Below are 17068 nucleotides of genomic sequence, written 5' to 3' on the forward strand. Positions count from 1 at the left end.
TCCTTTCCTGAGGGTGTGCAATCTAAGTTGCATCAACTGTATGTGCACTCTATTGATGACAGGCGAGGGCAGTATATGCGTCTTCAGTTGATGGAAAAAATACAGTCGCACAAAGCCACGTCTTATAACTATTTTCTAGACATCTCTCTTTCCACAGAAAAAAGTATTCTGGCTTTTTCTGAAGAAGGCGTGGCGATTCGTGATCGCATCACCACAAAAGTCACGTATAAACTTTTGGATAAAGACCACCAGGTGCTTACCACAGGAACCCTTAAGGCGCATGGGTCTTTCAATTTGATTGAAGATGAATTTTTTGCTGTGAGCTCAGCGCAAAAAACGGCTGAAGAGGCCAACATAGATCGCTTGATCAACAGCCTTGTCTTAGCCCTGGCCAACTATTTTAAGGAGTATCCCGTGTCGTGATCGTTTATGCCAACCATCTTCTCTCTTCTCTAGAAAAGCTCCAGGGGTTGTTTCTCTATGGCGCCTCTGAAGAGGTGCAGCATTTTCTTGTGTGGGCCTTGGAGAGCGGTATGCGATTGAAACACGGATCTGTGGCGTGTTCTTTTGTGGATGCAGCTTCTTTTGTTAACGATCCAGACACCTATCTCCAGCCTGATCTTTTTTCTCATGAGTCATCTTATCGTTTGTTTGTGATTGAGGGGCTGGAGAATGCTTATCATGCAAAAATGGCTGACATGCTGACGCTGGCGCACGATGCGTTTCTTGTGTTCACAGGCCTTAAGCTTAAAAAAACATCATCGGTGATCAAAAAGGCGATAGAAAGCCAAACCTATGGTGTCTTTGCTTGTTATGAAAACGTCGCGCCTGCGTTAAAAAAAGTGTTTTTCCCGCACAGCCTGGCATGGTTGGGCGTGCAGGTAGAAAAAAATCTGTTGTCCTATGTGTGTGAAGAAATCGCACTAGCAGATTGGCCATGTGTGCGAGAAAAGCTCTATCTTCTTTACCATGAAGCCCCACTTTCCTTTGAAGATATCAAGCTATTAGATCACGGGAATGCCCAAACGGTTTCGCTGAAAAAGGCTGTGCTTGGGCGTGAGAAAAAAGCGGCTATCCACGAACTATCCAGGCTTTCGGATATCCAAGAGATCCTCACCTCTTTGCGGTCTTTGGCCTCTTTTTTTACAAAAATGCTTTTTGTAAAAGCGGGTGTAGAAGCGCACCTTTCTTTTGAGAAAGCTGTGCAAGGGCTTGCTGCGCCCTTCTTTTTTGAGGATAAACAGCTCTGTCAAAACAAGATGTCTTCTTGGTCAATTGCGCAAATAGAAAAAACACTTATCACCCTGGCATCGATAGAGGTTCAGGCAAAAAAGAAGTCACCTTTTTGGTTTGCTGATTTGTCTAAAATTTTTGTGTAACATTGTCTATTTTTTAGCGTATCTTCATATTAGTATGAGACGACTGCTTTTTGTGAACGTGAGCCCGTGCAGATGTTTCGTCTTAACAAATTCATAGCTTGTTTGTTGGTGTGGGGATCGTTTTGGGGGCCATGCTTGGCCGTGGGTGGTGAGCGTACAGTCTCTTTAAGCTCAGGCTATTTTATCAACGCGCCTTTGGTGTGGTCTAACAGCAATATGGCCTTTTCTCACTTTTTTCAAGAGATCAACATGGCCCACGGCGCTTTGCTGGATACCTTGTCTGATACATGGATGATGGAAAGAAACCCTTTGTTGTTAACTTTGGGTGATTTGCCGCTAAATTTCTGGATCAGTTTGACAGAGTTGGTGTCTTACCATGAATATGGACGCTATTCGCGGCTTCGGGCTTTTGGTTATGACGTAGATTTTGAAATTGGCGTCAATGAAGGGAGAAAAATCTGCCACAATCCTTTTTCGTTTACAGGCAATTTGTTTTTGAATCCCTTTCGTATGGGGCGGGCCTTTCCGAAAGAAAGGTTGTGGCATCCTGAAGGAACACATGACCTTGAAAATCCAGAAGAAGATGAAGCGTTCATGGTCGCCGTGTCAGGCCTTAACAACATCATGCGATTTGCTGGTGATTTAGGGGACGGTGTGTATGCAGGGCGTGCCCATTCAAGCGAGTTTATTCCCTATCTTATGGGTAAACTGGGAGGGCTTTTCTATCCCCAAAAATTGATGAGCGGTCTTTATCATACAGATCACATGCCCATCAGCACAAGCACGCGACACAAGGCCAGCTTGATGTCATTCCTGTTAAGTGCCTCCACCTATAGCTATATTTTGTCTTTCACCCATGGAGATTTGCCCATTGAACAGCATGTGACGCCCCTGGAGTTTTATGGTATCAGAGCGCCTGATCTTGAGGTTTATTTTTTGACCCAAGGCACATCTTATCGCATCAAGAGTGGCTATAGGGCGTCGCACAGCTTGTCTTTTCCAGTGAGTGTGGAGTTTGTGCCTTCAGGTCATAAAGGATGTGAGCTAACCTTCGGTGTGCATAAACATTTTGAAACGCTGGCTGATTTGGGTGTGGGTGTCAATGTCATGGTGGGCCGGGGCCTCGATTGGGATCTTCATGTGCACATGCCCCTTGGTGATTTGATGTTTGTGGAGGGCAGCGTAGAAAAAATGGGTCTTAAAAGTTATTATGGGCAGCGTAATATTCCCACCCTCAAGCACAGCCACCATTCTTATGCCTTTTTGCTAAGAGCTGGGTTTCGTTACTGAGGCCTTTCTTATCTTGAGGTCTCTTCTTCTCAAAGGTTGAGATGCGTCTGCCTGTTCTGAAGGGGCATCGACGTGGGTCAAGGTTTTGGCTAAAGGCTTATGTTTGTGCGCCACCCACGGTCATTTCTGACACAAGGCAAGAAGGTTGGCCTAATCCCACCAAAACACTTTGCCCAGCCTTGCCGCAATAGCCCACACCGGGGTCAAGGGTGAGATCATTCCCTACCATGGTGATTTTTTGCATCACGTCAGGCCCGTTGCCAATAAGGGTGGCATTTTTAATGGGTGGCCCCTTTTTCCCTTTTTCGATAAGATAGGCTTCGCTGGTGGCGAACACAAAGTTACCTGACACAATATCCACCTGCCCCCCACCAAAGCCTACGGCATAAATACCTTTGTCGATAGAGGCGATCATGTCTTCTGGTGCAGAAGTTCCTGGCGCCATATAGGTGTTGGTCATGCGGGGCATAGGCATGTGGGCATAGCTCTGCCGGCGCCCATTGCCCGAAGACGATTGACCCATTAGATGAGCATTTAACACATCCGACATATACCCAGACACAACGCCCTGATCAATGAGGGTGTTTTTTTGTGTGGGTGTGCCCTCATCATCAATCGTAAGCGAGCCGTGGTGATGCGGCATGCCGATGTCAGGGCGGCCATCATCAATAATAGTGACAAGGGGACTGGCTGCCACCTGCCCCATTTTTTGAGAAAACACAGAATGACCCTTGCGATTGAAATCTGCTTCCAATCCGTGACCCACCGCCTCGTGAAGTAAAATGCCTGTAATGCCGTTGCCCAATACAACAGGCATGGCGCCTGCGGGAGCTGGGATTGATTCAAGAGAAACAAGGGCCTTACGCAAGGCCTCTTTGATCTGGCGTTGCCAGACAGCTTCGTCCGTAAAGTCTGTGTCCTTTTTGCGACCCAGACTGACATAGCCGTATTCACGGCGGCCTTTATCTTCTACGGTAATCATGCTGGTTAAGGTGGCATAAATGCGCTTATCCCCCACATCCGGATGATCGGGCCTTTGCACCAAGATATCTTGATCTCTTAGCCCCCAAGACAAAGACACTTGCACAACGCGAGAGTCTAAGGCCCGGGCAAAAGCATTCATGCGTTCCAGCTGGCTGACCTTATCTTTAAAGGTGACATTAGGCAATGGGGCATGAGCAGGACGTGGTGCGTGCGTGTGTTTAATTTCAATCACAGAACCCGCGGTGGGTGACAAGGTGCGCAATGCTGAGGTCGCCTCTTGAAGGGCATGGTGTGTGAGGTGAGGGCTGTGGGCATACAGACTGCAAGATCCTGAGAGCAGGCGCAGGCCAAAGCCCTGGGTTTGGTTATAGGTAGCACCTTTCAGCACATTGTCCTCAAAACGCAGGCTTTCCGCGATTTGAGATTCAAGAAAAAACTCGCCCCCGTCTCTCCCTACAAAAGCTTCTTTGAGCAGGTGATGGGTGTGAGGTGATAAAAAATCGTGAAATATAGGATGACTCACGTGGTAACCCTCATGTGTGAAAGGAGATGAGAAATCAGATCCTCTTCACGAGACAACGCTTCCAGTTTGTCTTGGGTTTCTGCCACAAGATGCGCGGGGGCTTTTTCTGTGAAGTGGGGTTGTTTCATTTTGTTGTGGAGTCTAAGACATTCAGATGAAATTTTTTCTTTCTTTTTGGCCAGATGTTGCCGAGCCTGGTGCATATCCACCACCCCAGCCAGTTTCATAAAGAAAGAGAGCCCATTGACCACACCATGCATGCCGCCCGTTTGGTGCTTGTGAGGATCATCGCTTTCAAAGGTAACATTCAAAAAACGTTCTACAAAAAAGCGATGCTTGCTGATAAACGTAGGCACTAAAGCCACCACAGGGAGTGATGTTTTGGGGGGAATCTGCAAAAGGGCCCGTATGCGACGAATTTCCTCCGCCCATAATAACACATCATGAATAGGAGAGGGCGTTTGTCCCGTGTTTTTATCAGGTCGAGGCCACAAACCATCTTTTGGCCAGCACGTGGCATAAAGAGGCGAGGCATGGGGCGCCAGATGAGACCACAGTTCTGTGGTCATAAAAGGGGAAAAGGGATAAAGCATGTGCAAACAACAGCCCAAAGCCCATCCCCCCATGTGTTGCACTTCTTCTGTAAGGGCAGGCATGTCTTCTTGCAACAGGGCTTTGCTCATTTCAATATATTGATCGCAATAGGTGCGCCAAACCAGATGGTAAATGGTGTGGGCGGCCTCGTAAAAACGCCCCTCTTTCATAGCCTGAAGATAAGTGGTGTGGGCTGCCGTTATTTCTTGCACCAACCATGCGTGCAAAGGGTGGATGTTTCCTAGCACAAGAGAAGACGGCCACGTCATGCCCTTACTAAGAGCAAACCGCGCCGCGTTCCACAGTTTGGTCAAGAAATTACGTGATAATTCCACATGGTGGGTGCCAAACGCAATATCATGACCGGGCGTAGAAAGTGTGGCCAAGGAAAGGCGCAAGGCATCAGCGCCATATTCATCCATGACGTCCAAGGGATTCACAACATTTCCCTTAGTTTTTGACATTTTTTGCCGTGATAAATCACGTACCAAACCATGAATATACACTTCACGAAACGGCGGCTTGCCTGTGAAATGGGTGCCCATCATGACCATGCGCGCCACCCAGAAAAAGATGATATCAAACCCCGTGATCAGCGTTTGGGTAGGGTAATAATCTGACAGAAGCGTTGTTTTTTCAGGCCAGCCCAGGGTGACAAAAGGCCACAGGGCTGAAGAGAACCATGTATCTAACACATCCTCATCAGGTGTGAGTGTGACGGGCTTGCCATAGTGTGCCTGCGCGTGGGCTTCGGCGTCGGCAGCAGAGGTCGCCACAAACACATGTCCGTCAGGTCCATACCATGCAGGGATCGCATGACCCCACCACAGCTGCCGGGAAAGACACCAAGGTTCAATATGGGTAAGCCAATGACGATACACGCCGGCATAATGTTCAGGTAAAAAGGCAAACGCTTGTGTGTCCAAAGCGTTGAGAGCTTTCTCAGCCAGTGGCTTGACGTTGAGAAACCATTGTTTGGTGATGCGTGGTTCAAGCACGGTGTCTGAGCGGTCACCATAGGGCACAGCATGGGTCACGGGGGTTTGTGCAATCAGACGCTCTTCTTGTTTGAGAGCTTCTAAAACGGCCTGCCGCGCTTGGGAGACAGTCAGACCTTGAAACGCTTCAGGCACCTGTGCATTCAGGTGCCCCCCTTCATCAAGAATGGAAAGAGCCGTAAGATTGTGCGTCTGGCCGATGTCAAAGTCCAAAAAATCGTGAGCAGGTGTGATTTTGAGAGCGCCTGTGCCTTTGTTTTGTTCCACACGGTCATCGGCAATAATGGGAATGGTGCGTGTGGTGAGCGGCACATAAACATGCTTGCCAACCCATCCTTGATAGCGGGCATCGTTTGGGTGCACTGCCACCGCTTGGTCACCAAACAAGGTCTCAGGTCTTGTGGTGGCAATGTCAATAAACTGCTGAGGATCATCAGCTCTTGTGTAGCGCAGGGTCCACAGATTCCCCGCGACGTCTTTGTTTTTTACCTCAAGGTTAGATAGTGCTGTTTGAAAATGGGTGTCCCAATAGACCAGCCGCTCACTTTGATAAATAAGACCCTCGTTAAACAGAGAAACAAAAACCTCTCGCACCGCGTCTTGCACCGGTTGATCCAAGGTGAACATCAGCCTGTCCCAATTGGCGGAGACGCCCAGGCGTTTAAGTTGGTTAATGATCACATCACCTGTGGCTTCTTTGAAGGTCATGGCCTCTTCAAAAAATTTTTGACGGCCTAAAGATTGGCGATACAGGTTTTTTTTGGCTAGGTGGCGCTCCACCATCATTTGTGTCGCAATGCCGGCATGGTCAAGGCCGGGTTGGGCTAACACCTCAAAACCTTGCATGCGCCAAAAGCGAATCCACACGTCTTGCAGGGTGTAGGTCAAGGCATGACCAATATGGAGCGTGCCCGTCACATTCGGTGGCGGAAGCGTCATGGCCAGCTTCCCTTTTACATGTGAAGGCGCTGGTGGAGGACAGCTCAGCACATCGCCCCACTTTTTTTCAAGCTCGGCGGGCTGGCTTAATTTCTCAAGCATGGTGTCGGTCATTTCTTCCCTATCGAGCCCATGGTGCCATAAGGTTTCTTGCGTGAAAAGGAAAGATCTTGCATGAAGAGTGCTTTTTAAAAAGGTTTCTTTACTTTTTGCGTATAAATGCCTATAAGGGAAGAGGTATGAAGCCTTCTGAGATAAGTGTTTATGGACCTTGAGCGCCTTGCCTCTTTGAGGACACGTTATGATCACCTGGTGCGTGAAATGGAAGCGCTGGATGCGGACAGTCGCCCTCCCAGCTTTGAGTATGCCCGCCTTAAGCTACAAAAGAAAAAGCTTGGGCTGCTCATTGCCCAGTTAGAGGATGTCTTGTTACCTGACGGGGTGGCTTAGGTCGTCTTGTTAATTGGCCCTCTTTTTGCACGTTTTTTTTCAATACTTTGAGTGGGTTAGCCACCTTGTTTTCGTCGAGTGCAGCCTCTTTTCACAGTGCGCAGGGCAGGTTCTCTTCAGGTGAGGGGATACGCGGGTCTTCCGCCTCTACGTTTGATCCTGAAAAAACACCGAAAGAATTGGAAGAACCCACGTGGTTGGTGCCAGCAGACATAGGTCTGAGTAAAGATTTTTTTCAACATCAGTCTGTCAAGCCAGAGCACATGTGCAAAAGGCTGAATCTTGGTTATGAAGCGCGCTTTGAAAAACTGAAGAAAGAGCATGCAAAAACCTATGAAACAGCAGCGGCTCTCCATGAGGTGAAGCAGGCGTTTACAGGGTTTCAGGTGTGCTTGGAAAAGTTGGTGTCACCAGATCTTTGGCAGCAATATAAAGTGGCCATGCCCGCAGAGGCGCAAGCGTTTATGGATGTGCGCAGCAACCAAGGCCCTCATGGCACGTTTGATCTTTTTGTGCACAAACTGGCCAGTGCAAACCAAGCTTTTATCCAGACGCAGCCTTTTGAGGCAACATCACTTACAGAACCTCTGGCGCTTCCCCAGGGTCACCTCATTCTTAATGGATCGCCACGTGTGAGCATCACAGAAAAAACATCCCTTCAGAACATCGTACGCGGCATAAATGACATGATGTCTGATACCTTGACGGCAAAATGTATTTGTGTTTCGCCAGGGCGCTATCAGCTGTCTTTCAAAAAACATGTGGAGGAACAACCATACCTTCGGGATGATCAAGGCAATGCTCTATTAACGCGTCTTGGGCTGAGCAACCGCCCATCATCGTCATCTCCAGATAGATATGCATCTGTCAGCATTGATGGCGTGCGACTCTCACGGGATAGCAATATTATTGATGATGCGTTGGAGGGGGTGACGATTACCCTCAAAAAACCCATGCCAGAGAGCATGTCTCCTGTGACGGTGTCAGTCACCTGTGATGATCAACCGATTGCCGGGCTTTTGTCTTTGCTTGCGCAAAATATAAACCAGTATCAATCATTGCTCGACAAGCATGTGCCTCTTAACATGTCAGCGCCAGGGCCGCTCAACAAATATGTGTATTTAAGGGAGGCACTCCATCAGTTTCGGTCCACCGTGATGCCTTATAAAGATGCTGAAAGCCAGTCTATTTTTGGTATGAAAGAGGTGGCAAAGGTGTGGACTTTCGATCAAGAGGCTTTTTTGATAACAGTGCAGCACCTAGAGGGCATGAAAAAAGCCTTTATTGGAAAAAAGAATGCTGAAGGGCCAGCATCTTTAGCTGATTTATATAAAAAAATATCTAAAACAGATAAAAAGTTTGATCAAGACCTTAAGAGCCTTGGGCAACGTTTGGGGCAGCATCAGAGTCAGGCTTCCGATATTCAGAAAAATGTAGAAAAAGCAAAAACCAGCACACAAAAACAAGGCGCGCAGCTGCAAAGACGCCATGATCAAAAACAGCTGCTGGAGACCTATACTCAAGACATGCAGCAACTTCTTTTGAATCCAAATGGCAGCCAGGGGAAAAAACGTTAATTGTTTGTTGACATAAGAAGAAGGTGTGTTAGGATTTGTCTTATGTGGCATCAGGTCCTTTGAGAAGTTTGAAAATAGAGAAGGGTAAAAGGGTAAGCGATTTTTCGCTGACCTTTTATCAAGGTCAGTCAATTTTCTTATGAGCAGATCATGTATCTGTTTTTCATGAGAGTTTGATCCTGGCTCAGAATGAACGCTGGCGGCATGCCTAACACATGCAAGTCGAACGCAATAGGTTCGCCTATTGAGTGGCAGACGGGTGAGTAATACACGGGAATCTACCTCTAGGTAAGGAATAGCTACGGGAAACTGTAGGTAATACCTTATAATATGTGCAAACATCAAAGATTTATCGCCTAGAGAGGAGCCCGTGCCAGATTAGGTCGTTGGTGGGGTAACAGCCTACCAAGCCTATGATCTGTAGTTGGTCTGAGAGGATGATCAGCCACACTGGGACTGAGAACGGCCCAGACTCCTACGGGGGGCAGCAGTGGGGAATATTGGACAATGGGCGAAAGCCTGATCCAGCCATGCCGCGTGTGTGAAGAAGGTCTTCGGATTGTAAAGCACTTTAAGTTGGGAGGAAGGGCAGTAAGTTAATACCTTGCTGTTTTGACGTTACCAACAGAATAAGCACCGGCTAACTTCGTGCCAGCAGCCGCGGTAATACGAAGGGTGCAAGCGTTAATCGGAATTACTGGGCGTAAAGCGCGCGTAGGTGGTTCAGCAAGTTGGATGTGAAATCCCCGGGCTCAACCTGGGAACTGCATCCAAAACTACTGAGCTAGAGTACGGTAGAGGGTGGTGGAATTTCCTGTGTAGCGGTGAAATGCGTAGATATAGGAAGGAACACCAGTGGCGAAGGCGACCACCTGGACTGATACTGACACTGAGGTGCGAAAGCGTGGGGAGCAAACAGGATTAGATACCCTGGTAGTCCACGCCGTAAACGATGTCGACTAGCCGTTGGGATCCTTGAGATCTTAGTGGCGCAGCTAACGCGATAAGTCGACCGCCTGGGGAGTACGGCCGCAAGGTTAAAACTCAAATGAATTGACGGGGGCCCGCACAAGCGGTGGAGCATGTGGTTTAATTCGAAGCAACGCGAAGAACCTTACCTGGCCTTGACATGCTGAGAACTTTCCAGAGATGGATTGGTGCCTTCGGGAACTCAGACACAGGTGCTGCATGGCTGTCGNNCGCGCAAAACCTTACCAGCTTTTGACATAGGGACAGAAGGCATCAGAGATGAAGCCTGCGGTTCGGCCGGGTCCCGTACAGGTGCTGCATGGCTGTCGTCAGCTCGTGTCGTGAGATGTTGGGTTAAGTCCCGCAACGAGCGCAACCCTCGTTCTTAGTTGCCAGCAGTTCGGCTGGGGACTCTAAGAAAACTGCCGGTGACAAGCCGGAGGAAGGTGGGGATGATGTCAGGTCCTCATGGCCCTTATGGGCTGGGCTACACACGTGCTACAATGGCGATCACAATGAGAAGCAAGGGGGTGACCCGGAGCCAATCTCTAAAAATCGTCTCAGTTCGGATTGTTCTCTGCAACTCGAGAGCATGAAGTTGGAATCGCTAGTAATCGCAGATCAGCATGCTGCGGTGAATACGTTCACGGGCCTTGTACACACCGCCCGTCAAGCCATGGAAGTTATCTTTTCTTTAAGGCGATGAGCTAACCAGCAATGGAGGCAGTCGACCACAGAAAAGGTGATGACTGGGGTTAAGTCGTAACAAGGTAGCCGTAGGGGAACCTGTGGCTGGATTACCTCCTTTCTAAGGAATATGAAGGCGTTTCGTCTTCGTGTTAACTTATGACAAATGTAAGAAAAACGCTTATCCCTTTACCTTTCTCTATTAGTCGTTTGGTGAGCTGTTGCCTTTTGGTTTTTTAACCTTCTGAGGGCTAGTAGCTCAGTTGGTTAGAGCGCGCGCTTGATAAGCGTGAGGTCGGAGGTTCGAGTCCTCCCTGGCCCACCAGTGAGCGCCTTTCCTGAGTCAAAAATCCCTATGGGGGTGTAGCTCAGTTGGGAGAGCGCATGCTTTGCAAGCATGAGGTCATCGGTTCGATCCCGTTCACCTCCACCAGTTCAGCACGACGTCATTCTTTCTTTTCTATGATTTCAGTAAAAAAATGTGTTTTAACATCAAAACAAATTTCTTAACAGAGTTTGTTTTGACTAGGAAACTCGATGTCACTTTTTAAGTGACGTTTTGTGAAAGCAAAACTTTATTGAGTGTAAATCAAGCGTAAAAGAGCATTTGATGGATGCCTTGGCATTGGAAGGCGACGAAGGACGTGGTAGGCTGCGATAAGCTGTGGGGAAGAGTCAACATCTTTTGATCCACAGATTTCCGAATGGGGAAACCCATCACTTTAGTGATATCTTTATCTGAATTCATAGGATAAAGAGGCAAACCTGGGGAACTGAACCATCTCATTACCCAGAGGAAAGGACATCAACCGAGACTCCGTTAGTAGTGGCGAGCGAACGCGGACCAGGCCAGTAATTTAGGAGAAACAACAAGAATGATTTGGAAAAATCAGCCAAAGAAGGTGATAGCCCTGTAATGGTAATGTTGTCTTAAATTCTTGAGTAGGACGGGACACGTGAAATCCTGTTTGAACGTGGGGGGACCACCCTCCAAGCCTAAGTACTCTCCAGTGACCGATAGTGAACAAGTACCGTGAGGGAAAGGTGAAAAGAACCCCAATGAGGGGAGTGAAATAGTATCTGAAATTGAATGCTTACAAGCAGTCGGAGCAGCCTTGAGCTGTGACGGCGTACCTCTTGTATAATGAGTCAGCGACTTTGTCTATAAAGCAAGCTTAAGCCGTTAGGTGTAGGCGCAGCGAAAGCGAGTCTGAATAGGGCGACTAAGTTTTATGGATAAGACCCGAAACCGAGTGATCTAGCCATGAGCAGGCTGAAGGTGCAGTAATATGTACTGGAGGGCCGAACCATATACTGTTGCAAAAGTTGTGGATGACTTGTGGCTAGGGGTGAAAGGCCAATCAAACTCGGAAATAGCTGGTTCTCCGCGAAAACTATTTAGGTAGTGCGTTGCGTGCTGACCTTTGGGGGTAGAGCACTGAATGGGCTAGGGGGGAGCGATCCTTACCAAACCCAATCAAACTCCGAATACCAAAGGGTGAAGCGCAGCAGACAGACAGTGGGTGCTAAGGTCCATTGTCGAAAGGGAAACAGCCCAGACCGCCGTCTAAGGTCCCCAAGTTATGTGCTAAGTGGGAAAGGATGTGGGGCGACCAAAACAGCCAGGAGGTTGGCTTAGAAGCAGCCATCCTTTAAAGAAAGCGTAATAGCTCACTGGTCTAATTAAGTTGCCCTGCGCCGAAAATGTAACGGGGCTTAAGCCATACACCGAAGACGCGGGCGTCAAGCTTGTTCTTGGCGCGGTAGCGGAGCGTTCCGTAGGCCGTTGAAGGAAGATCTGTGAGGACTTCTGGAGGTATCGGAAGTGAGGATGCTGATATGAGTAACGTAAAGGCATGTGAAAAACATGCCCGCCGAAAGTCCAAGGGTTCCTGCGCAAGGGTAATCCACGCAGGGTTAGCCGGCCCCTAAGGCGAGGACGAAAGTCGTAGTCGATGGGAATCAGGTCAATATTCCTGAGCCTCTTGGTGGTGACGAAGGTCGTAAGTTGTTCCTGCTTATTTGGATTGTAGGGGCAGCGAAGAACTTCCAGGAAATAGCCCCAAGAATAAGACCGTACCCCAAACCGACACTGGTGGACTGGTAGAGCATACTAAGGCGCTTGAGAAAATGATGTTGAAGGAACTCGGCAAATTGACCTCGTAACTTCGGGAGAAGAGGTACCTGCCAAAGGGCAACCTTTGACAGGTGGCACAAAAGAGGGGGGAGCGACTGTTTATCTCAAACACAGGACTCTGCAAAGGTGAAAACCGACGTATAGGGTCTGACGCCTGCCCGGTGCTGGAAGGTTAAGAGGAGGTGTGCAAGCATCGAATTGAAGCCCCAGTGAACGGCGGCCGTAACTATAACGGTCCTAAGGTAGCGAAATTCCTTGTCGGGTAAGTTCCGACCTGCACGAATGGCGTAACGATTTCCCCGCTGTCTCCAACATCAACTCAGTGAAATTGAATTCTCGGTGAAAATGCCGAGTTCCTGCGGTTAGACGGAAAGACCCTGTGCACCTTTACTATAGCTTTGCAGTGGTATAAGGAATGTGATGTGTAGGATAGGTGGGAGTCTATGAACCTTGGGCGCCAGCTTGAGGGGAGACACCCTTGAAATACCACCCTTTGCATTTTTTATGCCTAACTGAGTCCCGTGAAGCCGGGACCAGGACCCTGCATGGTGGGTAGTTTGACTGGGGCGGTCGCCTCCCAAAGAGTAACGGAGGCGCGCAAAGGTGGGCTCAAGCCGGTCGGAAATCGGCTGTTGAGTGCAATGGCATAAGCCTGCCTGACTGTGAGACTGACAAGTCAAGCAGAGACGAAAGTCGGTCATAGTGATCCGGTGGTCCCGCGTGGAAGGGCCATCGCTCAACGGATAAAAGGTACGCCAGGGATAACAGGCTGATCTCCCCCAAGAGTTCACATCGACGGGGAGGTTTGGCACCTCGATGTCGGCTCATCACATCCTGGGGCTGGAGCAGGTCCCAAGGGTTTGGCTGTTCGCCAATTAAAGTGGTACGTGAGCTGGGTTCAGAACGTCGTGAGACAGTTCGGTCCCTATCTGCCGTGGGTGTTGGAAAATTGAGAGGACCTGTCCCTAGTACGAGAGGACCGGGATGGACACACCTCTGGTGTACCAGTTGTGATGCCAATTGCAATGCTGGGTAGCTACGTGTGGAATAGATAACCGCTGAAAGCATCTAAGCGGGAAGCTAGCCTCGAAATAAGTTTTCCCTATGAGGATCGTGGGAGACCACCACGTTGATAGGCTGGGTGTGGAAGAAGTGTAAGCTTTGGAGCTAACCAGTACTAATCATCCCATTGGCTTGATTTACATTCAATCAAGTTTTGTTCATGACCCTAATTTTTATTAGACCTAAAACACATTTTTTACTGATCGATAGATCCTGTTGTTAGCTGGCTCAACCGCTTTTGAATCTCTTGCTCCTCGTTGTTTTTATTTATCTTTGCCTAACCACTCCTTTGTGCTTTGTTTTCATAATGGGCCACTTCTTCTTTTTCGTCTTAATAGCACATCTTGGCTACCATTTTTCCTCAAGAGAAGAGGGGTTGCGTTACTTCTTTTTTGTTTTTTTGTTTAAACAAGGGGATCGTTTGGGCCTTATAAGTTCATGATACTTATGTGCATAACGCTGGTCACAAGGGGCACCATCAAAAATTTCTTGCGAGGAAAGCGTCCGATGATAACGGTTCCGCTTTCCCCTCCAATGGCACTTGCCCCAGCATCACTGTCCGTGTACAGCAGAGCTATGGTCTTATGGCCTGTCATGAGCAGCGTAAACACACACAACAGAATGGACTTCAGCACGAAGGCTGTCTAGCTTTTTGGAAAGATACCACGTGCTACGGGATAGGTTTTGCCATGTGCAGGGCTTTTTTTTATATATGATCTTCATTCGCTTTAAGGTATGGTGAATCTCCGTGGCGGTGACGGTAAAACGGTGCCAACCAAGAAGGACAACCATTGCGTGCTATAGGCTTTCTATTTCTTTCACCTTTTAAACCTTGGCCTTCACACCCAATCCATACATCTAAACAAAAACCCATAGGCTGCAAAATAAAACAAAAACCAAATGATTTTTTATTTGTGAAAGATAAAAATAACACACATGTGCGGCTTCTCCCCATTTTGACTGGTGAACCAAGGCGTCTGTGAAATCACTTCCAATTTTCACCTAAGGGACTGTCACTCTTAAGGTCGTGAGTTTTTTTTGTATTGAATCGCTATGACAGTTTTGAGGGCAGAGCGGGCCGATATGATTTTATAAATCCTCAAATCCTCCTTGTTTTTTGACAAGGGTAATTAACCAATCATGGAGGTTGGCTACACCCTTTTTATCTACCCCATCCTTATGCTTACCGGGTTTGGCGATGGTGACCGATGGCATATCATCAGCGCTGAAGGTATAATGACTGCTTTTGTTGACCCTCACCCGTGGACGATTCTGCGGCTCTAAAGAGCGAACAAAGGCATTAATAAAAGACCAAAAGTCGCGCCACTTCATGGGGGTATGATCAGGCGTTGGCGCATCTATCTTGATCGATTCTGGGGTAGGTTCGTAGGTTTCTTTTTTTTCTAAACTTATATAAGGTCGTGGCTGAAAGGTGTGTCTTTTTTTCTTCGACCCTTTTTTAGATTGTGTTCCTTTTGTGGGTGAAGGGTGTATGTGAGCCTTTTTTTCTGGATCTTCAGGGGTGGTTGTAAGCGGTGTGTTCTTGTTTTGTTCACGTGGTTGCCTAGGTGTCTCTTCTGCTGGGTCGTCGCTCCTTTCAGGGCTCATGCGTTTTGATAGAGATTCTAACCCTGTTGACCGCTCTGATTCGGTTTCTTCGGACGATGAAGATGCTTTCTCTTCTCCACATTGCTCCATAAGCAAGGCAATAAAAGTATCAAAACCGTGTTCATCACCTAGGAAATCAGAAAAATTTTGATCAGAGGCATAAAAGGTATCTAAAGGGATGAAATGCTGCTGTACCCGCGTTTCTCGTTGTGTAAAAAAGGATTGCCAAATACTCTTCCCAAACGTGTCATTGTTGATCTGGGCGCGTTTGAGGGAGCTGCCAAAGAAAGGCTTTTGGGCTTTAGCGCCACAATGATAGCTTATTTTTGTATGGTTTTTTCCCTCATAAAAACGATAAGACACCAAAATGCCGGATGCCTCAATCAAATGTCCACGTTCATAAAGAAAGGTGATAAACTCTTGCTGAGACGGTGCCCACAGGGCCGTTTTTTGGTAGATACATTTTTTTTCTTCTTCAGGCACCACATAAAAGTGACCATGGTGATGAAACCAAAAAAGCTTCTGATTCTCTTTATGGCTGATAAGTGTGCCAAATCTGTCTCTAGCGTTGGTGACCAGGGGAAAATACGCATCTAAACAAGCTTGAAGATCTACAACAAGGTGAAAATAAGGAGATATGGTGATGCCTTTTTCGGGATGGCTATCATCAGATGTAGCAATTTTCAGGTTTTCTAGGGACGTTCTTACATGTAGCTGATTTGTGTCCATGCAAAAACGATATAACCCAGCAAAAATTTTGATGAAGGTGTCTTTGTTTTGTATGGCCACTCTTTTTTTGTTTCTGTTTTTATCGGAAGGCACCAGTTTTTGGAGTTCCTCTAAAAGCGTTTCAAGATGCCCACTGGGCGGCACAGGTATGCCAAAGCCACGCGAGCTAAAGCCCTGTGTTTCGGTGATCACAAGGGGCATTTCATCTGGAAACATGGTTTTAGCAACGTCTCCATTAAAGCGCTTTGTCACCTGCAGCGTGGATTCAAAGTCTTTTTCTGCACCATGCAAAAGACTGACACAACATACACCTAAAGCTAGGGCCCGTAAAAAACGCATCATACGCCTCCATGAATATTTTTTTATGTAAAATTTATTAAAAAAGAATAGATATTCTTTGCGCATGCGTGCTTTGTCAAAAGAACACCTTTTTATCTGTCTTTTTTTGTTGTGTTTTATTTTCAAAAAAACATTTTATGACAAAAATCTATGTAGACAGGGAAAGACAAGCAGGTGCTATCACCGCTAAGACAGCGCTGTGGAGTGACAGGCGCCGCAAAGATGGTATGTCTTTCTGTCATGCTCAAGAAGCTTTACACGAAAAAGGCAGGATGGCCTTGGCCTAAGATGGATGCAACGAGGGTGTTATTTATGAGCGTGGATACAAAAAGCAACCGGGTTCATGATCATTGCGCATCCCTACGGCTTGCATAAACGCATGCATTGTGATGGGGCCCACAAACGCCATTCCCCGTTTCTTAAGATGGTGCGCGAAAAGCGCACTTTCCGGTGTAGAGCTTACATGGGTCCCGCCACTGGATTTTTCTGGGGCAAAGCGCCATAGATAGGTGGCCAAAGTGCCTTCCTCTTTCTGAATGTTGCGTACAATACGGGCATTGTGACGTATTGATGCTATTTTCTCTGGGTGGCGAATGAGGTGAGGATTAAGAAGACACGTGTGAAGGGCGTCATCTGTCATGCAGGCTACTTTTTCAATATTAAAGTGGTAAAAGGCGTGGCGATAAGCCTCTCTCTTTTTTAAAACAGTCAGCCAGGAAAGGCCAGCTTGCATGCCTTCGAGCACAAGCATTTCAAAAAGATAGGTATCACAGTGGCTGGGTCTTCCCCATTATGTGTCATGA

10 protein-coding genes, 2 tRNA genes, 2 rRNA genes and 1 pseudogene are annotated in these 17068 nt (G+C 47.6%); 10 read left to right on the forward strand and 5 right to left on the reverse strand.

Annotation, left to right across the window (positions count from 1 at the left end; genetic code table 11):
- The first annotated feature begins 15 nt into the window (after nucleotides 1-15).
- From lptE to IG82_RS0103780, 3 genes are all read left to right on the forward strand, one after another.
- Nucleotides 16-423 carry an LPS assembly lipoprotein LptE gene (gene lptE / locus IG82_RS0103770; protein ID WP_172642880.1) on the forward strand — a complete coding sequence of 136 codons (408 nt, stop codon included), beginning with the start codon at nucleotides 16-18 and terminating at the stop codon, nucleotides 421-423.
- On the forward strand, nucleotides 420-1379 hold the full coding sequence (locus tag IG82_RS0103775) for a DNA polymerase III subunit delta (RefSeq protein WP_031934267.1): 960 nt from the start codon (nucleotides 420-422) through the stop codon (nucleotides 1377-1379). Before lptE ends, IG82_RS0103775 begins: the two co-directional genes overlap by 4 nt.
- A 72-nt stretch (nucleotides 1380-1451) precedes the next feature.
- The gene (locus IG82_RS0103780) at nucleotides 1452-2669 is read left to right on the forward strand and encodes a hypothetical protein (RefSeq protein WP_031934268.1); all 1218 of its coding nucleotides are present in this window, start codon (nucleotides 1452-1454) and stop codon (nucleotides 2667-2669) included.
- A gap of 97 nt (nucleotides 2670-2766) precedes the next feature.
- Here the strand turns inward: IG82_RS0103780 and IG82_RS0103785 are convergent, their stop codons facing one another.
- Both IG82_RS0103785 and IG82_RS0103790 read right to left on the reverse strand, forming a co-directional pair.
- Entirely contained in the window at nucleotides 2767-4176 is a 1410-nt protein-coding gene (locus IG82_RS0103785) for a TldD/PmbA family protein (RefSeq protein WP_052545681.1), read from the reverse strand.
- On the reverse strand, nucleotides 4173-6809 hold the full coding sequence (locus tag IG82_RS0103790; protein WP_172642881.1) for a valine--tRNA ligase: 2637 nt from the start codon (nucleotides 6807-6809) through the stop codon (nucleotides 4173-4175). Before IG82_RS0103790 ends, IG82_RS0103785 begins: the two co-directional genes overlap by 4 nt.
- Before the next feature lie 162 nt (nucleotides 6810-6971).
- Between IG82_RS0103790 and IG82_RS0103795 the strand changes: the two genes are divergently transcribed.
- The 6 genes from IG82_RS0103795 (at nucleotide 6972) to IG82_RS0103815 (ending at nucleotide 13729) form a co-directional block, all read left to right on the forward strand.
- Nucleotides 6972-7157 (forward strand): hypothetical protein, encoded by a 186-nt coding sequence (locus tag IG82_RS0103795; protein WP_031934271.1) that lies wholly within the window; start codon nucleotides 6972-6974, stop codon nucleotides 7155-7157.
- Between the two features lie 65 nt (nucleotides 7158-7222).
- Nucleotides 7223-8734, forward strand: coding sequence for a flagellar filament capping protein FliD (gene fliD / locus IG82_RS0103800; RefSeq protein ID WP_156095354.1), 1512 nt, complete (start codon nucleotides 7223-7225; stop codon nucleotides 8732-8734).
- Nucleotides 8735-8895: 161 nt separating this feature from the next.
- Nucleotides 8896-10511: ribosomal RNA gene (locus IG82_RS07245) — 16S ribosomal RNA — on the forward strand.
- Between the two features lie 127 nt (nucleotides 10512-10638).
- Nucleotides 10639-10715 (forward strand) — tRNA-Ile (locus IG82_RS0103805).
- Nucleotides 10716-10747: 32 nt separating this feature from the next.
- Nucleotides 10748-10823: transfer RNA gene (locus tag IG82_RS0103810), tRNA-Ala, on the forward strand.
- Nucleotides 10824-10977: 154 nt separating this feature from the next.
- Nucleotides 10978-13729: ribosomal RNA gene (locus tag IG82_RS0103815) — 23S ribosomal RNA — on the forward strand.
- Together the 16S and 23S rRNA genes with 2 tRNA genes alongside form the textbook arrangement of a ribosomal RNA operon.
- A gap of 566 nt (nucleotides 13730-14295) precedes the next feature.
- On the opposite strand, the gene IG82_RS0103830 is transcribed toward IG82_RS0103815, so the two are convergent.
- Nucleotides 14296-14523 carry a hypothetical protein gene (locus IG82_RS0103830; RefSeq protein ID WP_135958139.1) on the reverse strand — a complete coding sequence of 76 codons (228 nt, stop codon included), beginning with the start codon at nucleotides 14521-14523 and terminating at the stop codon, nucleotides 14296-14298.
- 155 nt (nucleotides 14524-14678) lie between these two features.
- Entirely contained in the window at nucleotides 14679-16268 is a 1590-nt protein-coding gene (locus IG82_RS0103835; protein WP_135958138.1) for a hypothetical protein, read from the reverse strand.
- Nucleotides 16269-16402: 134 nt separating this feature from the next.
- Here IG82_RS0103835 and IG82_RS0103840 point away from each other — a divergent pair, with 134 nt between their 5' ends.
- The gene (locus IG82_RS0103840) at nucleotides 16403-16552 is read left to right on the forward strand and encodes a hypothetical protein (protein WP_156095355.1); all 150 of its coding nucleotides are present in this window, start codon (nucleotides 16403-16405) and stop codon (nucleotides 16550-16552) included.
- A 23-nt stretch (nucleotides 16553-16575) separates the two neighbouring features.
- Here the strand turns inward: IG82_RS0103840 and IG82_RS06645 are convergent.
- Nucleotides 16576-17043: pseudogene (locus tag IG82_RS06645) on the reverse strand (DNA-3-methyladenine glycosylase I); the annotation flags it as partial.
- Nucleotides 17044-17068 lie beyond the last annotated feature (25 nt).

This window comes from Candidatus Hepatobacter penaei (genome assembly GCF_000742475.1).
Classification (GTDB): domain Bacteria; phylum Pseudomonadota; class Alphaproteobacteria; order Holosporales; family Hepatobacteraceae; genus Hepatobacter; species Hepatobacter penaei.

Coding starts and splice junctions, on each gene's coding strand:
- IG82_RS0103780 (WP_031934268.1), top strand. CDS start 1,452: ATGTTTCGTCTTAACAAATTCATAGCTTGTTTGTTGGTGTGGGGATCG.
- IG82_RS0103790 (WP_172642881.1), bottom strand. CDS start 6,809: ATGCTTGAGAAATTAAGCCAGCCCGCCGAGCTTGAAAAAAAGTGGGGC.
- IG82_RS0103795 (WP_031934271.1), top strand. CDS start 6,972: ATGGACCTTGAGCGCCTTGCCTCTTTGAGGACACGTTATGATCACCTG.
- IG82_RS0103835 (WP_135958138.1), bottom strand. CDS start 16,268: ATGATGCGTTTTTTACGGGCCCTAGCTTTAGGTGTATGTTGTGTCAGT.
- IG82_RS0103840 (WP_156095355.1), top strand. CDS start 16,403: ATGACAAAAATCTATGTAGACAGGGAAAGACAAGCAGGTGCTATCACC.